This is a genomic window from Halosubterraneus shenae (genome assembly GCF_050510935.1).
GTDB lineage: Archaea > Halobacteriota > Halobacteria > Halobacteriales > Haloferacaceae > JBDGPU01.
In genome coordinates this window covers 184,073-205,560 of the sequence record NZ_JBNLVO010000003.1, presented here as the reverse complement: position 1 = coordinate 205,560, position 21,488 = coordinate 184,073, and the positions used below count along the sequence as shown (strand labels likewise).

At 66.0% G+C, this 21,488-nt stretch carries 16 protein-coding genes and 1 pseudogene; 4 read left to right on the top strand and 13 right to left on the bottom strand.

The features are described from left to right. Positions 1-37 precede the first annotated feature (37 nt). The 6 genes from ACQE3M_RS07425 to ACQE3M_RS07400 all read right to left on the bottom strand — a co-directional run bounded on the left by ACQE3M_RS07425 (position 38) and on the right by ACQE3M_RS07400 (position 7,963). The gene (locus tag ACQE3M_RS07425) at positions 38-1,519 is read right to left on the bottom strand and encodes a GTPase (RefSeq protein WP_430504961.1); all 1,482 of its coding nucleotides are present in this window, start codon (positions 1,517-1,519) and stop codon (positions 38-40) included. A 1,014-nt stretch (positions 1,520-2,533) separates the two neighbouring features. Further along, complete coding sequence (locus ACQE3M_RS07420; RefSeq protein WP_430504960.1) at positions 2,534-3,943, bottom strand: DNA polymerase Y family protein; 1,410 nt, start codon at positions 3,941-3,943, stop codon at positions 2,534-2,536. 75 nt (positions 3,944-4,018) lie between these two features. Continuing rightward, positions 4,019-4,510 (bottom strand): hypothetical protein, encoded by a 492-nt coding sequence (locus ACQE3M_RS07415; protein WP_430504959.1) that lies wholly within the window; start codon positions 4,508-4,510, stop codon positions 4,019-4,021. Positions 4,511-4,577: 67 nt separating this feature from the next. Next, positions 4,578-5,006, bottom strand: coding sequence for an HTH-type transcriptional regulator LrpA1 (gene lrpA1 / locus ACQE3M_RS07410; RefSeq protein ID WP_430504958.1), 429 nt, complete (start codon positions 5,004-5,006; stop codon positions 4,578-4,580). A gap of 123 nt (positions 5,007-5,129) precedes the next feature. Next, the gene (locus ACQE3M_RS07405) at positions 5,130-6,068 is read right to left on the bottom strand and encodes a thiamine pyrophosphate-dependent enzyme (RefSeq protein WP_430504957.1); all 939 of its coding nucleotides are present in this window, start codon (positions 6,066-6,068) and stop codon (positions 5,130-5,132) included. A 2-nt stretch (positions 6,069-6,070) separates the two neighbouring features. Continuing rightward, positions 6,071-7,963, bottom strand: coding sequence for a 2-oxoacid:acceptor oxidoreductase subunit alpha (locus ACQE3M_RS07400; protein ID WP_430504956.1), 1,893 nt, complete (start codon positions 7,961-7,963; stop codon positions 6,071-6,073). Between the two features lie 234 nt (positions 7,964-8,197). Here ACQE3M_RS07400 and ACQE3M_RS07395 point away from each other — a divergent pair, with 234 nt between their 5' ends. After that, on the top strand, positions 8,198-9,301 hold the full coding sequence (locus ACQE3M_RS07395; RefSeq protein ID WP_430504955.1) for a hypothetical protein: 1,104 nt from the start codon (positions 8,198-8,200) through the stop codon (positions 9,299-9,301). 33 nt (positions 9,302-9,334) lie between these two features. Here ACQE3M_RS07395 and aroC read toward each other — a convergent pair whose 3' ends face one another. After that, positions 9,335-10,522, bottom strand: coding sequence for a chorismate synthase (gene aroC / locus ACQE3M_RS07390; protein ID WP_430504954.1), 1,188 nt, complete (start codon positions 10,520-10,522; stop codon positions 9,335-9,337). 178 nt (positions 10,523-10,700) lie between these two features. Further along, a complete protein-coding gene (locus ACQE3M_RS07385) occupies positions 10,701-11,738 on the bottom strand; it encodes a S1C family serine protease (protein WP_430504953.1) in 1,038 nt (345 codons plus the stop codon). Between the two features lie 192 nt (positions 11,739-11,930). Between ACQE3M_RS07385 and ACQE3M_RS07380 the strand changes: the two genes are divergently transcribed. After that, entirely contained in the window at positions 11,931-12,389 is a 459-nt protein-coding gene (locus ACQE3M_RS07380; protein ID WP_430504952.1) for a hypothetical protein, read from the top strand. A gap of 105 nt (positions 12,390-12,494) precedes the next feature. Beyond that, a pseudogene (locus tag ACQE3M_RS07375) lies at positions 12,495-12,894 on the top strand (Hsp20/alpha crystallin family protein). Between the two features lie 218 nt (positions 12,895-13,112). Here ACQE3M_RS07375 and ACQE3M_RS07370 read toward each other — a convergent pair. The 5 genes from ACQE3M_RS07370 to ACQE3M_RS07350 form a co-directional block, all read right to left on the bottom strand. Continuing rightward, entirely contained in the window at positions 13,113-14,879 is a 1,767-nt protein-coding gene (locus tag ACQE3M_RS07370) for a COG1361 family protein (RefSeq protein ID WP_430504951.1), read from the bottom strand. A 210-nt stretch (positions 14,880-15,089) separates the two neighbouring features. Next, positions 15,090-16,154: a hypothetical protein gene (locus tag ACQE3M_RS07365; protein WP_430504950.1), complete on the bottom strand. Its 1,065-nt coding sequence runs from the start codon at positions 16,152-16,154 to the stop codon at positions 15,090-15,092. 895 nt (positions 16,155-17,049) lie between these two features. Next, positions 17,050-18,069 carry a hypothetical protein gene (locus tag ACQE3M_RS07360; protein ID WP_430504949.1) on the bottom strand — a complete coding sequence of 340 codons (1,020 nt, stop codon included), beginning with the start codon at positions 18,067-18,069 and terminating at the stop codon, positions 17,050-17,052. 109 nt (positions 18,070-18,178) lie between these two features. After that, positions 18,179-19,402: a helix-turn-helix transcriptional regulator gene (locus ACQE3M_RS07355; RefSeq protein WP_430504948.1), complete on the bottom strand. Its 1,224-nt coding sequence runs from the start codon at positions 19,400-19,402 to the stop codon at positions 18,179-18,181. Between the two features lie 431 nt (positions 19,403-19,833). After that, complete coding sequence (locus tag ACQE3M_RS07350; RefSeq protein WP_430504947.1) at positions 19,834-20,955, bottom strand: hypothetical protein; 1,122 nt, start codon at positions 20,953-20,955, stop codon at positions 19,834-19,836. Between the two features lie 305 nt (positions 20,956-21,260). Here ACQE3M_RS07350 and ACQE3M_RS07345 point away from each other — a divergent pair, with 305 nt between their 5' ends. Then, positions 21,261-21,464, top strand: coding sequence for a hypothetical protein (locus tag ACQE3M_RS07345; protein ID WP_430504946.1), 204 nt, complete (start codon positions 21,261-21,263; stop codon positions 21,462-21,464). Positions 21,465-21,488 lie beyond the last annotated feature (24 nt).

Genomic DNA, 21,488 nt, shown 5'->3' with positions numbered 1-21,488 from the left:
CGCACCGGGTACGAACCGCGCCGGGTCGCGACGCTTATCACTCGACCGCGTCGCCAAGTCTGTCCGCGTAGCGGTCGAGAAAGCCGCCGAACGACCAGTCGACCGGCTCGAACCGGTAGTCGACGTCGAGGATGGGCGTGTCGACGTCGAGCACGCGCTGGACGTCACAGGGCGTCCCCGCGAGCACGAGGTCGGCGTCACAGCCCCGGATCGTCTCCTCGAGTTCGGCGATCTGCTCGTCGGTGTAGCCCATCGCCGGGAGCACGCGGTCGAGATGATCGTACTCCGCGAGCGCGTCTGCGATGGAGCCGACGGCGTGCGGTTCGGGGTCGACGCACTCCGCGGCACCGTACCGATGGGCGGCGACCATCGCGGCCCCGTGTTTGGCCTCGCCGTGGGTGACCGTCGGCCCGTCCTCCAGGGCGAGGACGCGAGCGCCGCGAACCCGCTCCGGGTCCTCGACCGTGATGACCGAATCCGAGCGCAGGATCCGCGCGTCAGGGGCCAACTCCCGGACGTTTTCCGTGACGGTCGCGACGTCGTCCGGGAGCGCGCTGTTGAGCTTTGTCAGACAGACCTCGTCGGCCGACCGGAGGTTCGCCTCGCCGGGGTGATACCGCCGCTCGTGGCCGGGGCGGGTGGGGTCAGCGAGGACGAGGTTCACGTCCGCGTCGACGAAGGGCAATTCGTTGTTGCCGCCGTCCCAGACAAGCACGTCGGCCTCGTCGGTCGCCTGCGCGAACACGTCGGCGTAGTCGACGCCCGCGAAGACGACGTGCCCCTTGTCGACGTGCCACTCGTACTCCTCGCGCTCCTCGAGCGTCAGGTTCGCCTCGTCGAGGTCGTCCATCGTCGCGAACCGCTGCACGCGCTCGCGCACGAGGTCGCCGTAGGGCATCGGCTCGCGGACGACTGCGACGTCGTTGCCGCGGTCGGCGAGTTCGGTCGCAACCTCGCGGGCGTGGGCGGACTTCCCGCAACCGGTCCGGACGGCGTCGATAGCGACGACCGGCACGTCCACGGAGAGCTGCATGTGGTCCCGGCCGAGTATCCCGAAGTCGGCACCGGTCGCCACTGCGCGGGAGGCCGCGTGCATGACGTGCTCGTGGGAGACGTCCGAGTAGGAGAAGATGACCCGGTCGACGAAGGGGGAACTGTTCGTCGCGGCCGGTTCGTCCGCCGGTTCGTCTGCCGGGCCGTCGACGGCCGGATGGTCGCCGCGGATCAGGGCTTCGAGGTCGGCCTCCGGGAGGATCGGGATCCCCTCCGGATACCCCTCGCCGGCGAGTTCGGCCGGGTATCGGCGAGCGTCGTCGGCGGCGTTTGCGGCGTTTGCGGCGTCGTCGCCGTCCGCGGCGTCGTCGGTCGCCTCCCCGAGGTTCTGGCCGGGCGCCCGCGTGAACGCGACGACCTCGACGTCGTCGCGCCCGCGGAAGCAGGTGTTGAAGTCGTGGAAGTCGCGGCCGGCAGCGCCCATGATAAGGATCCGTTTCACGTCCGAGGGCGTTTCGTCGGGCATGTGTCGGTGGTCGGTGTGTAGTTCCTAAATGCATGCGGCCGATTCTTGAAGCAATTCGTCGTCTTCGGCAGCCCTTGCTTATAAAACAGCTGTGAGGGTACAGACACTGCTACACTCAACCGGAACAGCATGAAAGCCCTCGGCCGCTCGCACTTATATACTGGATGGCCAGATGCAGACGCTGCTACACTACCCACCAACAGCCAGAAAGCCCTCGGCCGCTCTTTCATAGAAGTCGGTTTGGTCAGGTGAAACGGGCTCGCTCTTGACAGCACCGCAAACACCCAGAAAGCCCTCGGCCGCTCGCGGTCGCTGAGCGACATATCCACGCCTCTCCGCACCGCCCGGCGTGGATAGGGGTCGGCTCAGCGACTCCCCTGCGGCGCGACCGGTCGTCGCCCTTTCAGTCCGCCAGGACCGCACCGCACAGCGACGGCGACGGCACCGCGACGGCACCGCGACCGCACCGCGACCACACAGCAACCGCAATTCCTCAGCCCTCCCCAGCCTCGGCCGGGGCGCGCCGGGACTGCACAGCATCGGCGCGCCACCGGCCTCCCTCGCACGCGTTGCTCGCGCGCGCCGCTGCAACAGCACCGCACGCCGGACAGCCGGCGACGTCGCCCGCGAACCAACCGCCGCGCGCGACGCCCCGGCCACCACTCCCGGGCGGGACTGAAAGGGGCAGCCGCTGAGCGGGACGTCCTGCGACGCTAGCACCGCAACGGCGAACGAGCCTAGCGAGTGAGCCGTGAGGAGCGCAGCGAGCAGCGCGACCGCTCAGCGGCTGGGGCTTTCTGGGTGTGCCGAGTGGTGGTACCGCCGCAGGTCGTGGATCAACCGAAGAAGCGCAACCGGTCAGCGGCTGGGGCTTTCTGGGCATGCTGAGTGGTGTCTCGGGTAGCGACAATGCCCGGCTCCATTTATAAGAACGACCCTACACGAACAACTGCCTTCCAGGCTGATTGAGTGGCGTCGCAAGCGAAGAAAGCAGACTACCTTTATAAATGCGGTCTACTCGAACTCCTCTAACGACTTCTGCCCGTCGCGGTTTCGTCGCCGGCCGCGTTCACGGTCATCCGTACTCCTGGAGTCGGACTCGATCCAGTCGGTTAGTTGCTCGCCGTCGGCCGCGGCGGCGGTGTTTCCACCAACGTCACCATCGTCGCCGTCGAACCCACCCAGCGTCGCCTGGTCGCTGTCGCCGAAGTCCAGATTCGACACGCGCACGCCGAGCTTCCGCGCCTGCTCCCCCTCGAACTCCTCCAGCAACTCCAGCGCGACAGTCTCCACGAGATCGGGGTCGTCGACGGGCCCGGAGAGGCTCTTCGCCCGCGTATTCACGTCGTAGGGGGGCTGTATGACCTTGATCCCGATGGTCCGGTAGAGACACCCTCGTTCCTGCGCGCGACGGCTGACGTCGGCCGCCAGGGCCCGTATCGTCGACCGCTTTCGCTCCTCGTCGTCCGTCGCCGGCAGCGAGGACTCCCGCGAGAGGCTCTTCGGGAGCCCCGTCGGCGTCACCTCGCGGTCGTCCTCGCCGCGAGCGCGCTCGTACAGCTCCCGCCCGCGGTCGCCGAACTCCGCTTCGAGCTCGGCCACGTCCGCCTCGGCGAGCTCGCCCGCGGTCTCGATCCCCATCGAGGCGAGCGTCCGCGCCGTCACCGGGCCGACCCCGTGAACCTCCTCCGTCGGGAGGGGTGCGAGGAACTCCTGGACTGTGCCCGGCGGCACGACGACGAGGCCCTCGGGCTTGTCGAAGTCGCTCGCGATCTTCGCGGTCGACATGTTCGGCGCGACGCCGACGCTCGCCGGGACGCCCGCCTCGCGCTCGATGCGGTCACGGACGTAGCGGGCGTACCCCTCGGCGAGCCGGCGGTAGGTCGCGGAGCCAGCGGCGGCGCTCTCCTCGGCCTCGCTCGATCCCGGCTCCGCCGCTTCGGGGCCCGGCTCCGCGTCGCCGGCGACGTCCCACGCGGTCCGCGCGGTCACGTCGAGGTACGCCTCGTCGACGCTGACCTCCCGAACCGTGTCGGCGCAGTCGTGGAGGACTTCCTTCACGTCCGCCGCGATCGACTTGTAGTGCTCCATGTCGACGGGGCGGTAGTGGCCCGTCTCCGCCGGGTCCGGTGCGTCCGGGTCGTCGGGGTCAGCGTTCGCCCGCCGCGGCAGGTTCTCGAGGGCCTGCGAGATCGGCTGGGCGCTGTCGACGCCGAACTCCCGGGCCTCGTAGCTCGCGGTGGCGACGGCGCCGATGGTCTCGCCCGGCTCGTACCCCATGCCGACGACGAGGGGTTCGCCCGCGAGCTCGGGCTCGCGCAGGCGCTCACAGGAGGCGTAAAAGCAGTCCATGTCGACGTGGAGGATGACGCGATCCGCGTCGTCCTCGCCGGCGTCGGCCCCCGGGAGCGTCTCGCCGTCCATCGAGAGAGGGTTCGCGCCCCGGCCTTTTAAGCGCCCGCTCCCGGTGTGGCGGAAGTGATCGGGGCCGGGCTGCTCTCAGTCGTAGTCGCGGTCTCGGAACCGTTCGACAGCACGCCAGAGGAGGCCGGAAGCGACGCCCAGCACTGCGACGGCGGTCGGCAGGCCCCAGGCGACGAGGACGATGGTCACGTCGCCGCCGAGGGCCGTCGGGAACGCGGCTAGCGGGAGGACCACGCTCGCGACGGCGGCGACGGCCGAGACGAGAAACAGGCCCCGTTGCGGTCGCCGGAACCGGATCCCGAACCCCGAACCTGGCGGGATGGCGAGGCCGAGCGCGAACAGCGCGAAGCCGCCAACCCCCAGGACGTAGCTCAGGAGCAGGGCGCCGCCGTGGAGGAACCCGTCCCCGGGTGGCGTCTCCGCGAGCAACGACCCGAACGTACTGGCAGCGAGGAAACAGACCAGGACACCGGCCCCGGCGACCGGCAGCTGGAGCGATCCGAGCACGCGTCGCACCGTGCCGGCGCCGTCCGGTGGATCTGCGTCGCTCGCGTCGCTGGAGGACATGGCCGTTCCTGACGGCGACCCGGCATAAGTGTTCCCGGCGTTCGGGGACCGCTCACGCGGCGAATCGTTACTTCAGGCGCTCCTGCAGGAAGGAGGGGTGGGCCGCGGTGACGCCCTCGGTTTCGAGCAGTTCCTCGGAGATGACGTCGCCGAGGGCGTCGCCGTCGTCGGCGCGGACCTCGGCCATCAGCATGTGGTCGCCGGAGCAGGTGTACAGCGATTCGACGGCCGAGAGCGACTTGAGGGCGCGCGTCGCCTCGACGTACTTCTCGCTCGCAACGTCCATCCCGACGAGCGCGATGGACTGGCTGGCGAGCTTCTTCGGGTCGATGTCGGCCGAGTAGCCGACGATGACGCCCTCGTCTTCCAGCTTTTCGATGTACTTCCGGACGGTCGGTTTCGAGACGTCGGCCCGCTCCGCGATCTCGGCGTAGGAGGCCTGCGCGTCCTCTTCCAGGACGGAGAGGATGCGTTCCTCCGTCGACACGGTACTCATACTACTATATTTTGCCCGACGTGAAAAATACCTTGCGAACCCAAAAACGAGGTTTCTGCTGCCGATTTCACTGGCGAGAGGGTGGAAATAAGAGTTCGAGAACGGGCGCGGCGCCGCGTTCGCCTACTCGTGCTTGTCGAGGAACATGTCGTAGGAGCGCTCCCACTCGTAGTCCTCGTCGAAGTACCGCTCCGCGAGCGGCTCCTCCGGCATCTCGCCGATCGCCTGCTTCTCCTGCTGGTAGGAGGGACGCTCGGAGTCGACGTAGAACCGGCCGGTGAGCACTTCGCCATCGTAGAGGCCCTCCTCGGCCTCGCGCATCATGCGCTGGGCGTCGACCCGGTCCGTCCGGTCGAAGTCGTAATCGTCGGACTCGTTGACGTCGATGTACGGGACGTACTGCTTCGCGTCCTTGTTCCAGGTCGGACACTGGGTGAGGAAGTCGACGTGGGCGAACCCGTCGTGGTTCATCGCCTCCACGAGGATCTCCTTCGCCTGGTTCGGGTTGACGGCGGCCGTCCGGGCCACGTAAGAGGCTCCGGCGGTCAGCGCCATCGAGAGCGGCTTTATCGGCTCCTTCGCGCTGCCGTGGGGCTGCGTCTTCGACTTGTGGCCCTTCGGGCTCGTGGGCGAGGTCTGGCCCTTGGTGAGGCCGAAGATCTCGTTGTTGAACACGATGTACGTCATGTCGTGGTTCTCCCGAGCCGTGTGGACGAAGTGGTTCCCGCCGATGCCGTAGCCGTCGCCGTCGCCGCCGGCCGCGATCACTTCGAGGCCGGGGTTGGCGAGCTTCGCCGCGCGGGCGACGGGCAGCGAGCGACCGTGGATGGTGTGGAAGCCGTAGGAGTCGAGGTAGCTGTTCAGCTTGCCCGAACAGCCGATCCCCGTCACCAGCATCGTTTCCTCGGGCGAGCGCCCGACCTCCGGCAGCGCCTGCTTGAGCGCCTTCAGGACGCCGAAGTCGCCACAGCCCGGACACCACGTCGGCTGCGGCTCGACGCCGGGTGTGTACTCGTCGCGGTCGACCTCACGTTCCTCGCCGATTGCTGAGAATGTACTCATTGTTAGTCACCTGCCGCGGGGACGAACGTGGTCGTCTGGCTGTCCAGTTCGCCGCCCTCGATGATCACCGATTCGAAGCCGTCCACGATCTCGGCCGGCTCGAACGGGTTGCCGTTGTACTTCAGCAGGCTCGACAGCTTCTCGCCGTACTGCCCCAGGTTCTTCTGCGTCAGCCCGCGGAACTGTCCGGACGCCGTCATCTCGACGACGAGCACCTCGTCGACGCTCCGGATGAAGTCCTCGACCTCGTCGGTCGGGAAGGGGAGCAGGTCGGAGACGCCGAGCGACTTGACCGAGTGGCCGTTGTCGTTCAGGACGTCGACCGCCTCCTCGACGGTCCCCTGCTGGCTCCCGAACGTCAGGATGCCGTAGTCGGCCTCGTCCGGGCCGTGGAAGCTGCCCGTCGTCTCCGTGTCGAGGTCCGCGCGGATCGCCTCCAGCTTCTCCAGCCGGCGATCGATCTGCGCGACGCGGTTCTCCGGGCTCTCGCTGATGTGGCCCGTCTGGTCGTGCTCGTTGCCCGTCGCGAGGTAGCGGCCGCCCTTCTGGCCCGGGATGGACCGGGGCGTGACGCCGTCCTCGACGTCGTGCTGGAAGCGGTGGAACTTCCCGTCCTCCGAGTGCGGCTGGTCGGCCAGCTGCTCCTCGGTGAGCGTCTTCCCGAGCGTCGGGTTGGGCTCGCGGTCGAAGTGGCTCTTCGGGAGGTTCCGCATCTCGCCGCCGAGCTTCTGGTCGTACAGCAGGATCGTCGGGATCTGGTACTCGTAGGCGAGCCGGAACGCGAGCCGGCTCTGCTCGTACGCCTCCTCGATGGTCCCCGGCGCGAGGACGACGCGCTGGGAGTCACCCTGGGAGGTGTACAGCACGTGTTCGAGGTCCGACTGCTCCGGCTTCGTCGGCATCCCCGTCGACGGCCCGGCGCGCATGGCCTCGACGAGGACGACCGGCGTCTCGGTCATCTCGGCGAGCCCGAGCGGCTCGGACATCAGCGCGAAGCCGCCGCCTGAGGAGCCGGACATCGCCTTCGCGCCGGCGTGGGACGCGCCCACGGCGAGCGACGCGGCGGCGATCTCGTCTTCGACCTGCTCGGAGATCCCGCCCAGCTTGGGCAGGTTCTTCGTCATGATCGTGAAGACCTCGGTCCACGGCGTCATGGGGTAGCCCGCGATGAAGCGGCACCCCTCGTCGATGGCGCCGTACGAGATGGCGTCCGAACCGGACATCAGCAGCTGCGTCTCGTCGTGGGAGCCGGTCGGCACCGTCACGTCGTGGGCGTCCACGTCGTAGTCCTCCTTGACGGCGTCGTACGCCGTGTGAAGGATCTCGATGTTGGGCTCGAGGATCTTCTCCGGCATCGCGTCGCGCATGAGGTCCTCGACGTGCTCGAGGTCCATGCCGATGAGCGCGCAGGTCGCGCCGACGCCGGCCGTGTTCCGCATGACCTCGCGACCCTGTTCGCGGGCGAGGCCGCGCAGGTCGAGCGGGTACACGTGCCAGTTGTTCTCCTCGACGCGCTCGTCGAAGTTCGGGATCTCGGCGGCGTCGAGCAGCCCCTCGTCGTAGATGATGACGCCGCCCTCGCGGAGGTCATCGAGGTTCTCGGAGAGGGGCTTGATCTCCTCGTTCCCGTAGAGGGCGTCCTCGTCCGGGTTCCGGGCGAACGAGTCACCCAGCGCGAGGAGGAAGTTGTAGCCGTCCCCGCGGGACTTGACGTCGTCTTCGGCCGCGCGGATCTCGGTGTACGTGTGACCACCGCGGATCCGCGACGGGTAGTGTCGGTGCGTGAATACGTTCAGCCCCGACCGCATCAGGGCCTTCGCGAAGTTCTGGCTGGTCGAGGCGATCCCGTCACCAGATCCCCCGGAAATCCGCCAGATGAGTTCTTCGTCAGTCATAGTTGAAACCGGCCCTCCATAGGCCTAGTATCCCGAGGTTGCATGTGGGTCCTATTAGGGCTTGTCATGGATTCACAATGAACAATTATGGGAGATTCCGCTTCGAGCAATATTCTCCGAGCGGGCCAGCCTCGGGAGGTGCGTGAGGACCGATCGCGGGACTGGTTCGACTCCGACGCTGCCGTCTGGTGAATCACCGATTACTATTAAATATCTACCACGTGTGGCCGGCGTATGGAGCGGCGACATTTCATCACGGGAATGGGTGGCGCGCTCACCGTGCTCGCGGGGTGCACCGGCAGTGGGGACGAAGCGACTGGTGAGCCCTCGGCCGGGAATGACACCGAGGGGGCGGCGACCGCGAACCCCACCACCGAGTACACGGTTCCGTACGAGGAGTACCCCGGGGCAGCGACGCTGCTTGAAGAGCACGTGGCGACGCTTCGGGATGCGACGTTCGAGGCGACGGAGTCGATCGAACAGGAACGCTCGTCGGGCGAGAGCGATGTCACCGAGAAGCGCATCACCGGTGGAGAGGCGGGAACCCTGCTCGAGGGTGACGACGTCGCGCGAAGCGTCAACGCCGACGGCACGGAACAGCTCTGGTTCACCGATCGCGCGCGAGTGAGTCGCATCGTCCATCGGTTCAACCCCGACGGCGTCACGCCACCGATCGTCGATAGGTCCACGGTGTCGGCGATCGGCGAAATCGCCGTGTTCGAACGGGCGGACGTTACCGACGATGAACCGCCCGTCGTCGTTTTCGAAGCAACGGGGCCGAGCGAAGCAGCGGAGGAGGACGAGGTCGATTACCGAACGGTCGACGTGACGGTCGAAGTGGTGGCGCCGGGGTATATTCGGACGATCGATGCGGTGCTCGAGTTGGCGGAGAGCGCCGACGCGGAGGAGTCACAGACCGTGACGTACGAGTACGAAGTGACGGAGTTCGGCGGCGTCTCGGTCGCGCCCCCGGACTTCGTCGACGACGCGCTCCACGTGCAGGGGGACCTCACGGACGACCGATCCGCGATCAGGTTGGACCACGCGGGCGGCCCGACGGTGCAGGCTGGTACGCCGCTCACGTTCCAGGACAACGAGTACATCGCTATCTCGAGCAGGGGTGGCCCGACGTTTCCGGCCGAGTTCGCGGAGGGCGACAGCGCATACGTCTACTGGTCGGGCGAGGAGGAGGCGTCGATACGCGTCGGCGAGAAGCCGTCGACCGTTACGCGGGACATCGCCCTGCCGTCGGAAAGCGGGGACAGGAGCGTCTACATGGAACAGGAGGACTCGGCGAACGGGAAGCTCTTCCAGCTCTCGATCGACCGCCAGGGTTGACGGGCGCCGTTCCGTCGTCTCCCCCTTTTGGGCCTACTCGTTCCGCGGGCTGCTCGGGTGGTAGTCCGTGTCGTACTCGCCGGGCTGGTCGTCGAGCCGGTCGGGGTTGATGCGGCCGCCGAGCAGCATGAAGTCGAGGATGGTGCAGTAGATCATCGCCTCGACGACGGGGACCGCTCGCGGCGGTAGCGAGGGGTCGTGGCGGCCGACGACCTGCACCTGCTTCTCCTCGCCGCTCTCCCAGTCAACCGTCGTCTGCTCTTTCGGGATGGACGTCGGCGCGTGCCACGTGACCTCGCCGTAGATCGGCTCGCCGGTGGTGATCCCACCCTGGAGCCCGCCGTGGTCGTTGCCGACGGGGACGGGATCGCCCTCCTCGCTGACGGTCTCGGGGTGCGAGTCGCCGTCGTCGAACTCCCAGTCCTCGTTGCGGTCGGAGCCCTTCACCGCGGCCGCCTCCGTGCCGAGCCCGAACTCGAAGGCCGTCGTCGCCGGGATCGACATCATCGCCTGACCGAGTCGGGACGGGAAGCCGTCAAAGCGCGGGGCGCCGAGCCCGCGCGGGACCCCGCGCGTCTCGAAGTAGATGGAGCCGCCGACCGAGTCGCCGGCCTCCTGTACCTCCTCGAGGAGCTCGCGCATCTCCTCGGCCTTCTCCGGGTCGCCACACCGGACCTCGTTTGCCTCGCTGTGCTCGAGCATCTCCTCGAAGGTCACGTCCGTCGCCTCGATGTCGTGGATGCGGTTGACGTGCGCTTTCACCTCGACGTCGTACTCGGACTGGTCGAGGACCGCCTTCGCGACGGCGCCGGCCGCGACCCAGTTCACCGTCTCCCGCGCCGAGGAGCGCCCGCCGCCGCCCCAGTTGCGCGTGCCGAACTTCGCGGAGTAGGTGTAGTCGCCGTGGGACGGCCGCGGCGCCGTGACGAACGGCTCGTACTTCCCCGAGCGGGCGTCCTTGTTCTGGATGACCATGCCGATGGGCGTGCCGGTGGTGTGCCCCTCCAGCGTCCCGGAGTTGATCGTCACCTCGTCCGGCTCGCCTCGCGAAGTCGTGATCATCGACTGGCCGGGTTTGCGACGGTCGAGCTCGCGCTGGATCAGCTCCTCCGAGATCTCGACGCCGGCCGGACAGCCCGACACGGTGACGCCCATCGCGTCGCCGTGGCTTTCCCCGTAGGTGGTCACCTGGAAGAGGCGACCGAACCGATTCCCGTTCATTACCGGGGACTGCGAGGCGCGGGCATTTATGTATTGCAGTCTCCGCAAGAGGCTGCTGGTGACCGCGACGGCGGCAGCAACGGCGAGAGCGACGGTGCTGGCGACAACGACCCAGACGCCGACGGCGACAACGAGGCCGACACCGACGCCGACGCCGACGAACCAGGTCGGCCGCCGATCAGGTCGGCTCGGGCCGCGAGCCGAGCTCCAGTTCGACGGTCTGCCGCTCGCCGTCCCGGACGACCGCGACGTCGATGACGTCGCCGGGGCTGGTCTCCAGGGCCAGGTACCGCGAGAGCTCGCCCTGCGTCCGGATATCGGTGTCCTCGAACCCGACGACCACGTCGCCGCCCGTCGGGACGGACGTGCCGTCGACCGTCGTCGTGCCGTCGCTGCCCTGCAGGACCCCGTCCGAGGGGCCGCCGTCGACGACCGAGGCGATGTAGACTCCACGGGCCTCCGCGAGGTCGTTCGCCGCCGCGAGGAGTGGCTCGACCTCCAGAATCCCGACACCCATGTAGGAGTGCTCGTACGAGCCGTCCTCGACGAGGGCGGGCGCGACTCGCTCGATGAGCGGTGCGGAGACGCCGAAGCCGAGGTTGTCCGTCCCCGGAATGTTGGCGGTGGCGACGGCGACGACCTCGCCGTCGAGGGTGACGATCGGGCCGCCGCTGTTGCCCGGGTTGAGCGCGGCGTCCGTCTGGATCGCGTCCGCGATGGAGAAGTTGTTCGGCCCCGGGATCGACCGGTTCCGGCCGCTGATGATCCCCTGCGAGGCACTTCCCTCCAGACCGAGCGGCGAGCCGACGACGAGCACCTCGGTGCCGATGTCCGGGAGCTCCTCGACCAGCGGGAGCGGATCGCTGACGGCGTCGCGACCGGCCTCGATCACCGCGAGGTCGCTGTACGGGTCGGTGCCAACGACCTCGACCTCCTCCCAGGTCCCGTCGGCGTACTGGATCCGAATGTCGTCCGCACCGCTGACGACGTGCGCGTTCGTCAGCACGTGGTCCCCGTCGTAGAAGAAGCCCGAGCCCTGGCCGCGAGGTCCGTCCGCGTACGTCCGGATGCGGACGACTGACGGCGACACCTGCTCGTACACCTGTTCGTATCGGTTCTCCCCAGTCCCCCGTGAGCTCGAGGGGGCGACGCAGCCGGCCGTCGCCGTCGCCGCCGCGCCGACCGCCCCGAGGAACCCGCGCCGGGTTTTGTCCATGTCCGCGGGTAGGACCGGCCCCCGTTAAATCCCGGGGAGGCGGTGCGGGCCGTCGTCGCCACCACCGGCTCGCGACTCGCCACCGACGCGCGACTCACCACCGACGCGCGACTCGCCACCGACGCGCGACTCGCCACCGGCCCGCGGGCCGCGGGGCGCGCCCCTTATGTCCCCGCGCGAGAAGTGTTCGATATGAGTCTCGACGTGGATCCGCCGGAGCCGCCGGAGCTCTCCGGCGTCGACCCGAACGAGTACGAGGACGCCGAGGTCGAGGGCGACGAGTACCGCCGCGACGAGATGGAGCAGTTCCTCAGGGACGGCGCGTGGGAGCAGGCGTTCGAGCAGTGGGCCGCGACGAGCGACCTCGACGAGGAGACCTGGCGGATCGTCGAGGAGATCGACATGATATCCCGCTTCGACTTCTTCTGGGACGACTTCGCGGACCGCGTCGGCTACCACGCCCCCGGACTCCCGGAGGACTGGAAGCAGCGCGACATCCATCCCGACCTCGACTCCTGGGAGCGCGTCTCCGGGATCAACGCCGGCCTGACCGAACTCGGCCAGATCGTCTGTGAGGTGCTGAAGGAGGACTACATCGACTGGGAGGCGGACTACGAGGCGCCGGACGACCTGCCGGATTTCGACGCATAGCTGCGTCCTCGACTGACGTGGAATACTCTGGGGTTGAGCCCTATTGCCGCAATCTCCATCGACTATTTATACGACAAATTAGCACGATGTTGTCTACGAACCACGATCAGTTTTCTCCGGGATCGGGGTGATCAGCCATGGCACTGCACTGGCCCCGCCAGTTCCTGGTTCCAGCGCACCGGCCTGCCGGCAAGCTCTTCGACTCCGGTGGGAACGACTACGAGCTGTTTGCGGAGGACGACGAGTTCGTCCTGAGCGTCGAGATGCCGGGCTTCGATACCGAGGAGATCACCGCCCCCTGGGACGACGGCGTCCTCGACATCGCGGCCGAGCACGAGGACGACCGTCGCGGCGAGCGGAAGACCTACCACCGTCGCTTCCGGTTCCCGAAGAACGTCGAGAGCGACGACCTCGAAGCCGAGTACACCAACGGCTGCTTGAACTCCGGCTCCCGGTCGAAACCGGTGCGCCCACGCGCGGCACCGAGATCGAGACCGAAGCGTAATCCGCCGATCGGTCGGACGGACTGACGCATTCCTTTTTACCGTGGCCACGGCCGGGAAGCGGAATTCTCGAACTGTCAGCCGTGCATTCTCGAATACCAGCCGACTAGCTGCGGCTGCCGTGAGCGTCGGGTAGGCACCGTGAGAGGGACCCATTCTCGATCTGAAAAGGTGGCCGTCGAAGGGGAGTCTCCCTGAACGGAGCGCTCCAGCTGAGACTTCACCCCTCCCGTTTTCGGACGGCTACCGCGCTCAGCAGCAGCAGGAGGAGGATCGCCAGCAGGACAGGTAGCGGTCCCGAGGAGCCAGCGCCGTCGTCGACGCTGCTCGGGGCTGGAGCTTCCGCCGTTCCGAAACCGATCACCAACTGGTTCACACCGGGGTCGGTGGTCGTGGGAGCCGTCGTGGTCGCCGTCTCCGTCGACGTGTCGCCGTCGGGCGTCGACGTACCGTCGCTCGGCGTCGCCGTGCCGTCGCCGGAACTCGTCGAACCGTCGTCGGTGCTCGTCGATCCGTCGTCGGTACTCGACGTCGACGTGTCGTCACTGGAACTCGCCGTGTCAGTGCTGGTCGTCGACGTGCTGTCGTCGGAACTCGTCGACCCGTCGTCTGTGCTGTCCGTCGTCGTTGTGCTGTCGTCCTCGATCGTCACCGAGTCGGTCTCCTCGTCGTCTCCGTCGGCCCCGTCGTTGCCCGCGTCGTCGGCGGCGACCTCCAGCGTGGCCGTGTAACTGCCGGTGGCACCGGGATCGTACGTCGCCGTGTACGTGTAGGTCCCGGAATCGTACGTGGAAGAGAAGTCCTCCTCGTTCAATGCGTGATTGGTTTCCCCGGAGATCTCGACCTGGATGTCCGACAGCGACTCGTTGGAGTCGAACGAGACCTGCAGCGTCGTATCCGACGGGTTCGTCAGTGAGAACGAACTGATCTCCGGCGGGGTATTGTCCTCGACGGTGACGACTGCCGCGTCGTCGCTGAACGCGTCGGTGCTATCACTGTCGTCGACCCGAATGTCGATCCCGTACTGCGTCCCCGAACTTGCGTCGGGGTACTCCACGGTCGTATCGACCTCGAGCACGAGGTCGGAGACACTCCCCGAGTCGTCGTTCGTCGCGAACGTGAGCGTGTCCATCTCGCCGTCGCCGTCCGGACCGTCGACGAGCTCGATACTGGACACGATGCTCGCCGGTCCTGAAACGACCGTCGCGCTGTTCGGCGAGAGCCGTCCCGCGAGCGCGTCCGGGAACGTGACGTAGTGGGTGTCAGAGTCGCCGTCGCCGCTCACGTTCGAGACGGAGAACTGGACGATCTGATTCGAGACGGTTTCACCGGGCGCGACGGTGCTCGGATCGACGCTGGCGGAATCGATCGTCGTCTCCGGCGTCGAGTCGTCCTCGACGATGTTGAGCGTCGCCTTCGCCGGGTGGTCCGTCTTGTCGTGATTGATCGAGACCTGCGTCTGGTACTCGCCGGGTTCGTCCGGATTGGTCACGTCCTGATACGCGATTACGACCGCGTCCGACTGGTTGAGCTCGTAGCTCTCGTCGAAGATGAACGTGATCGTGTGAAAGTCGTTGTTGTACTCGATGTTCGTTATGGTGCCCGAGAGGTCGATATCGATGGCTCCGTCGCCGTTATTGTCGATCCCCACCTTCGAGACGTCGCTCTCGTCGACGTTTTCGACACTGGCGGGTATCTGGGCGCTGTTGTAGTCGACGTCGATGTCCTGGAGCGACTGCCCCTCGTCTTCGTCCTCGACCTCCGCTCTCACCGTGTGGGTCGACGTCGAACTGACGGTGTTCGGGTCCGCGTCGATGGTCGCCGCGTCGGACGCGCTCGCAACGCCCACGAACTGCATGGGCACGCCGATTGCTGCGACGACGAGCATCAGGGTCAGTAACACTGCACAGATCCCCTCTAACCGCTCCGCGCTCGATTTTAAACGGTACGCCGACCGGCCGCCCGGAAGTGAAAGCAGTTCTATCATTGGATAATAGTGTTAGCTACACAATAATTATTTATAACAATATTGGCCGTTTTACACTTCGCATAATCGACTCGTCGACTGACTAATACGCTCGATTTCCGGCGTATTGGACGATAATCGTTCGAAACGTCCACCGGCGGTCCACGGAGTGGTTCGACGAAAGCCGGAGGGTGAATCCGGCTTCAGAACGCTCGAGGCCGCTCTCCTCCCTCAGTTATCCGAGTCGTCGTCGTCATCGTCGTCGTCATCGTCGTCATCGTCGCCGTCTGAGTCGTCAGTATCGGAGTCGTCTCCGTCATCTGAGTCATCATCGCCATCTGAGTCGTCAGTATCGGAGTCGTCTCCGTCGTCTGAGTCATCATCGCCATCTGAGTCGTCAGTATCGGAGTCGTCTCCGTCGTCTGAGTCATCGTCGCCGTCTGAGTCGTCAGTATCGGAGTCGTCTCCGTCGTCTGAGTCATCATCGCCATCTGAGTCGTCAGTATCGGAGTCGTCTCCGTCGTCTGAGTCATCGTCGCCGTCTGAGTCGTCAGTATCGGAGTCGTCTCCGTCGTCTGAGTCATCATCGCCATCTGAGTCGTCAGTATCGGAGTCGTCTCCGTCGTCTGAGTCATCATCACCGTCTGAGTCGTCAGCATCGGAGTCGTCCCCGTCGTCAGCCTCGTCGGAGTCGTCCCCGTCGTCAGCCTCGTCGGAGTCGTCGCCGTCGTCGGCTTCGTCGGAGTCGTCCCCGTCGTCAGCTTCGTCGGAGTCGTCCCCATCATCAGCATCGGAGTCATCGTCGGAATCGTTCGCGTCGTCGGCGTCGTCCGCGTCGTCACCAACGAACGGAACGGAGTCCCACAGGCTCGAGCTATCGTCGTCGGTATCGACGTCGTCGGTACCTTCGTCGGCGGAGTCGTCATCACCGACGAACGGGATGAAGTCCCATATGCCCGAGCTGCTGTCGTCGTCGGCATCGGTGTCACCGTCCGAGTCCAGGTCGTCGTCGCCGTCCGAGTCAGTATCGTCGTCACCAACGAAGGGAACGAAGTCCCACAGACTCGAGCTATCGTCGTCGGCATCGGTGTCTCCGTCCGAGTCGCGATCGTCGTCACCGTCCGAGTCGGTTTCGTTCGCGTCCGAATCGTCCGCGTCCTGGTTGTAGACGCTATCGTCGAGGTCGTTCTGGTCAGCGATCTGTCCATCCGCACCGGCGCCGGGCATTGCTGCGGAGGTGCCCATAACCGTCATGAGCACCACGAACAGCACTGCGATCGTTTTGAGGTTCGTCATTGGGTGTTTCCTCCACCTGGGACCAGTACTCCGAGGGGTATGAAACGGTGAAATTCTTGAACCTAATTCCGAATACTTCCGAAAACTTCCAACCGATTCCGCCTCTTTTCACCTATTTTCACGGTACCGACCGCGATCCCGGGCTCGCAGGTGGATAGCAGGGCCTCCGCTACCGGAGACGCGGAGTCGGGTCGACCGCGCGACCACAACACTCGATCGACCAGCCGATTCACCCGGGAGGTCCCTCACCGACGGCGCGTGGCCAGCGCGTCTTCCGTGCGATGGGCGTCTTCGACCGATAAACTCCGTCGGGAGGTCCGCCGCTGGCGCCGTCGACCCCGCGCTCGCTGGCCGTGGGGTCTCGCGCCCGGTAACGGCTACCTCGGCATCGCTTCCGGCTCGTGGAGCACTCTGACCGCGGGGAATGCGCCGGTGGTCAGCAGACGCCCGCTCTTCACGCCACGTACGTGCCCCGCTGGTCAGGCACGTCGAATAGCGTGCGTATTCCGGGTCAGTGACACACCCTGCGGACGAGGGGGCGTCGAACTCGGACGTCCGATATCTCCTGGCCCCCCAATCACCTCTGTGCCTGCGGGTTCCTGCCAGGGGTCGGCTCGCAACTCGAGCAGGTTCCTCTGGGTCGCGGCGGTGCCGGGGCTGTACTCGCGGAACGGCAGTTTCAACGGGGCACTGGGACGCCGACTCGACCGGATTCGCTGTCGCTCGCGGGCTCCGCAATCGGTCCGTCGAAGGCGGTCGTTCGGACAGTGGTCTTCCCGGGCAAAAGACCGGGGAGAGCTTCCCGCGAGGAGAGCAGTGAGGTGACTCACGAGATCGGCCCACCCGAAGTCGGAGCAGGCAACCCGCCACCTACACCTGCTCCGACGTGTCGGAACTAGTCCGACTCACTGTCGGAGTCGCTGTCGGAGTCACTGTCGGAATCGCTGTCGGAGTCGCTGTCGGAATCGCTGTCGGAGTCGCTGTCGGAATCGCTGTCGGAATCGCTGTCGGAGTCACTGTCGGAATCGCTGTCGGAGTCGCTGTCGGAATCGCTGTCTGAGTCACTATCGGAGTCGCTGTCGGAATCGCTGTCGGTGTCCTCGTCGGAATCGCTGTCGGAGTCGCTGTCGGAGTCACTATCGGAGTCGCTGTCGGAATCACTGTCGGAGTCGTCGTCGTCGTCGTCGCCGTCGCCGTCGAAGTCGCCGTCCGCGTCGAGATTGTCGGGGACGACGTCGGTCTCGCTGTCGTCCGCATCGTCGTCCTCTCCGTCGTCGCGGTCCTCGATGGCGTCACCGTCGTCCGCCTCGCCGGTGTCGTCGTCGAAGTCGTCACCGATGTCCTCGCCGGCGGCAGCGACGGCGACGGTCTCCATGTCTTCGGTCGTCAGGATGGAGATCCGCTCGTCAAGGGTGTCGAATTCGGCCTCGGTGACGTCGTGTCGTTCCCGAACGTCCGGCGGCAGCCGCGCCGCGGCGCCGTGAACCTTGTCGAGATGGTGATCCAGCGAGACGGCCTTCGCGACGAGCGCCGTCGAGCGAGTCTGATACTCGGCCTCCGCGATCTCCCCCTCCTCTCGCGCTTCCTCGAGGGCGTTCAGCTCTTGGACGAGCTCGTCGATGCGATCGCGGGCCGCATCCAGTTCGCCGGCGACGACGACCGCTTTCGACTCGTTCGTCGTCGCGTTCGCGTATCGGACGGCGAACGCCTGTTCGTTTTGCTCGGCTTCGACCTCCGCGCGCTGGGCCGAGGCGACGGCGCTGTATTGGGTTCCGGGGAGGACCGTCGTGTTACTCGCGGCCCCATCGTTGCCGGGATCGGTCGGTCCCGGCGTCGCGACTCCGGGGACGACGCCGGCAGTGGCAACGCCGGAGATAACCATCGCGATGGCGAGGGTTATTGCGAGCGTTCTCATCGAGTACGCGTTCGACCCAACGTGTCTTAAACCGCTGACACTGTTCAGCGCGTTTGTGCCGATTTGCACGGTTTTCCGCCGTACCTTCGTCCAGGACACGCGGTGCTCGTCAGCCATCCCGCTCACCCCCGTTGTCGTCGCCGCCGCCGTTGCCTAACAGTCCCTGTTCCCCCGGGAGCGTGAGCACGTTCTCGTTTCCGAGCCGGAACGTCTCCACCTCGTCGTTCTCCCGAAGCTTGCTGATCAGCCGGCTCCCCTTCGCGTCGCTCCAGCCGAGGGTTTCGACGAGCGTCTTCTGCTTCTCGCGCCCGCCCCGCTTTTCGAGCTCCCACAACAGGGCCTCGCGATCGCTCATCAGCTCCGGCGGCTCGGTCCTCTCACGGGTCGCGGACTCGCCCCCGGCTTCCGCCACCGGTTCCTCCGCATCACCGGTGAGGTCGTCCGGGCCGTCCCGATCCGTCTCGGGTTCGTCGACGTCCCCGTCCTCTCCGCTACCGATGGGGACCGCGGCGAGCAGGCCAGGCCACAGAGTGGACCCGACCCAGGGTCGCCGTTTCCGCAACGCGACGCCCCCGATGACGATCAGCAACGTCGCCATCGCGGCGATGGGAACGAGTCTCCGTCCGACGATCGAAAACGGACCCGCGGAACCAATGAAGATATCCATCCTGAGGCCGCGATCTCGTTCGAGCACTATCCGGGGTCCGCCCCGGTCAAACGTCATCGGTCCCTCCCAGACGGCGCTCTGGTCCCGCCGCTCGGAGACCGTGTTCGCGACCGTCTTCACCCTGTAGTCCGCCGGCCAGGAGATGAACAGTCGGGTCTCCTCGCTCAGGTGGAGGCCGCCCAGCGCTGGACCGACGATCAGTTCGTCGTTCTGCGCCGCGCCGAACCCGTTCCACCGGTAGGAGTACTCGACGATGCCGTACTTCTGCGGTTCCCGGTACGCCCGCACGGTGACGTTCTCGGTGGACATCCGGCGGCCCGTGGTCCGCTCCGCGTTCGCTACCGTGGCCCGGATCCGGCGCTCGAACCGCCGGGTGTATCTCGACCGGTTCGTCCGGACCTTCTCCTGAAACCGCTCGAAGCCGGCGACGCTCGCCTGGTCGTCGAGCGGTATCCAGTACGCGACGCTCGCGGACGCCGTCCCGTTTGCCCCCACGTGAAACGACATGACGATCTGTTTCGGTTCGAGCGGGGGCACGTTCGATTGCACACCGTCCTCGCCCATCGACTCGTCCGGAAGTAGATCTTCGGGCGGGCTCTGGGCCGCGCCGACCATCGGACCGACGACTGCAACGCCGACGAGGGACACGGCACAGAGTAGGACCACCGATCTACCACGGGACATCACGTATAAAAAGAGGGACCGACCATCTATATAAGTTAGCAGGCTAAGTAGTTTGGCTGTTTGACACCTTTGCGCAAGTCCGATTCGGCGGAAATAACTTCACGGGAGCGAGTTTCGATGGACCCCGCTTCGACGTTCGGCGACGAGTGCGTGACTGGGCGGTTCGTCGCTGCTGCTTTCGGAATTCCGTCGAGTTCCGTCGGAAACGGTGCCGACGGCAGGAGTCGTGCTTCGAGCGATGTCCGGGACGCGGAGTGCAGTGTGACGAAAATATCTCACCGTTCACCGGGCACAGCGGTCGTTCGCGGAATCGCTCGTCCACCATCGTCCGTGTTTCAGCCGCTGGTTCGCCACGGTCGCTGCGATAGCGCCGATCGGGGTTCCCACGAGGGTCTGTGAGCGCCGATCGGGATTCAAGCGACACCCTGGTCCGCATCAGCCTCGATGGGATCGCCGTCGGCGTCCGTGAGCAGGACTCGCTCGCCCGAGGCGGTTACGTAGTACAACGTCTCCCCATCCCCGACGTACACGACCGCCATTTCGTCGTTGTCGACCCAGTCGGCGACCCGAATGGACGCCTTCTTCGGGGTGCCGTTCTCCGTCAGCGTTTCCGCCGTACCGTCGTGGGTAACCAGCTCGAATATCGGGTCGGAGGACTTGTTGAGCATCGGTGCCTGCACCGTCCCGTCACCGTCGAAATCGCTCGGTTCGCCGGTGCCGTATCCGTTTGAATCGGCGATCTTTCGGATAGGCTGGTGTTTCTGGCTCGGTGCGTCGCATTCCTCGCTGCCCACGTCGTCGTCGCTGGTGCCGTCGGGAGTGAGATAGCCGAGTTTCGCCGTCTGGTCGACCTTGTAGACGTAGACGACCTCGGTACTTCCGTCGCCGTCGTAGTCGACGACCCCGGCGACCGCGACGAACTTGCCGGTGGAGATGTCCGCGATACACTCGGACTGAGCGTTCCCGTCCGAATCCAGCCGGGCCCGGAACAGCCTGTTACCGGAACTCCCGGCGTAGTAGACCGCGGTCCACGTCGGAATGGTATCGCCGTTCCCCCAGCTCCCGACGGCGACCAGGTTCTTTCTGGCGTCGTTTACCAGCACCTGCGTTTCGTTGTTCTCGTCGATGAGCTTGAGATAGTTACTCCCGTTGACGTATGGGATCTCCCTGTTGCCGTCGTCGTCGAAGTCGACCTTCTTCGGGCCGACGCCCTCGACGTTCCAGTCGCCGCTGCTTTCGACTTCGGGAGGTTGATAGTGGACTATCGTTCTGTCCGTCCGGAGTGAGAAGAGGGCACCTTGCTCGTCCGTGAAGACGATCTCCCGCTTCGCCGCCTCGAGCAGCTGGCTCCCGGAGTCGTCCCCGGCGGCCTGTGACTCGGTCCCGACGCCTCCACTCATCACCTCCTCGGCGTTGGTCTCGGCCAGCCCCAGGTCGAAGAGTTCCGGGAGCGCCACCACGAACATCGATGCCAGGAGGATGGTGAGGATCACCATCATCACGACGCCGAAGAGCGGAGATATCGCTCTATCCATAATAATAAATTTTGATGTTAGCTAACATATAATTGCTGGGCGTTTCAGCGAACGCTGACTCTATCACCGCCGTACGTGGCTACAGGAGCCCGGAATCCCGGTACAAGGTGGGGTCTGACCGGTTGTGTTCGAGTCTGTAACCCCAGTTGCGTTCGAGCCTGTAACCTGGTCGATGGGCCGTGAATAGAGCCGGAGAGAGGTACTGAGAGAACCTACTCCGCCGTCGGGGACGGCCGCGGCCACAGCCTTTCAGAACATATTAGCTGGCCAATTATTATATAGGAACACATATTGAAGTACGATCAATGGTCCGCTTCCCAGTTGCGGTCGGCGTCGTGACCGTGGGCGCCGGGAGCGTGGCCGCTTCCGCTGCGGACCGATCCTTCCGGTCGTTCGAGCCGTCGATGGCGACGCCCGTCGCCGGCGAGCCGTTCGGGCGGGCGGACGGTCCGACCCGGGGAACTGGACGGCGAACGCGTCGGTGCCCGGTCGAGGGTGAGCGACCGTGAGGAGGCGTTCGCGTCGTCGAAACG

Excerpts from the sequence above, each read along its gene's own strand:
- ACQE3M_RS07425 (WP_430504961.1), bottom strand. The coding sequence starts at position 1,519 with ATGCCCGACGAAACGCCCTCGGACGTGAAACGGATCCTTATCATGGGC.
- ACQE3M_RS07420 (WP_430504960.1), bottom strand. The coding sequence starts at position 3,943 with ATGGACGGCGAGACGCTCCCGGGGGCCGACGCCGGCGAGGACGACGCG.
- ACQE3M_RS07415 (WP_430504959.1), bottom strand. The coding sequence starts at position 4,510 with ATGTCCTCCAGCGACGCGAGCGACGCAGATCCACCGGACGGCGCCGGC.
- lrpA1 (WP_430504958.1), bottom strand. The coding sequence starts at position 5,006 with ATGAGTACCGTGTCGACGGAGGAACGCATCCTCTCCGTCCTGGAAGAG.
- ACQE3M_RS07405 (WP_430504957.1), bottom strand. The coding sequence starts at position 6,068 with ATGAGTACATTCTCAGCAATCGGCGAGGAACGTGAGGTCGACCGCGAC.
- ACQE3M_RS07400 (WP_430504956.1), bottom strand. The coding sequence starts at position 7,963 with ATGACTGACGAAGAACTCATCTGGCGGATTTCCGGGGGATCTGGTGAC.
- ACQE3M_RS07395 (WP_430504955.1), top strand. The coding sequence starts at position 8,198 with ATGGAGCGGCGACATTTCATCACGGGAATGGGTGGCGCGCTCACCGTG.
- aroC (WP_430504954.1), bottom strand. The coding sequence starts at position 10,522 with ATGAACGGGAATCGGTTCGGTCGCCTCTTCCAGGTGACCACCTACGGG.
- ACQE3M_RS07385 (WP_430504953.1), bottom strand. The coding sequence starts at position 11,738 with ATGGACAAAACCCGGCGCGGGTTCCTCGGGGCGGTCGGCGCGGCGGCG.
- ACQE3M_RS07380 (WP_430504952.1), top strand. The coding sequence starts at position 11,931 with ATGAGTCTCGACGTGGATCCGCCGGAGCCGCCGGAGCTCTCCGGCGTC.
- ACQE3M_RS07370 (WP_430504951.1), bottom strand. The coding sequence starts at position 14,879 with ATGATAGAACTGCTTTCACTTCCGGGCGGCCGGTCGGCGTACCGTTTA.
- ACQE3M_RS07365 (WP_430504950.1), bottom strand. The coding sequence starts at position 16,154 with ATGACGAACCTCAAAACGATCGCAGTGCTGTTCGTGGTGCTCATGACG.
- ACQE3M_RS07360 (WP_430504949.1), bottom strand. The coding sequence starts at position 18,069 with ATGAGAACGCTCGCAATAACCCTCGCCATCGCGATGGTTATCTCCGGC.
- ACQE3M_RS07350 (WP_430504947.1), bottom strand. The coding sequence starts at position 20,955 with ATGGATAGAGCGATATCTCCGCTCTTCGGCGTCGTGATGATGGTGATC.
- ACQE3M_RS07345 (WP_430504946.1), top strand. The coding sequence starts at position 21,261 with ATGGTCCGCTTCCCAGTTGCGGTCGGCGTCGTGACCGTGGGCGCCGGG.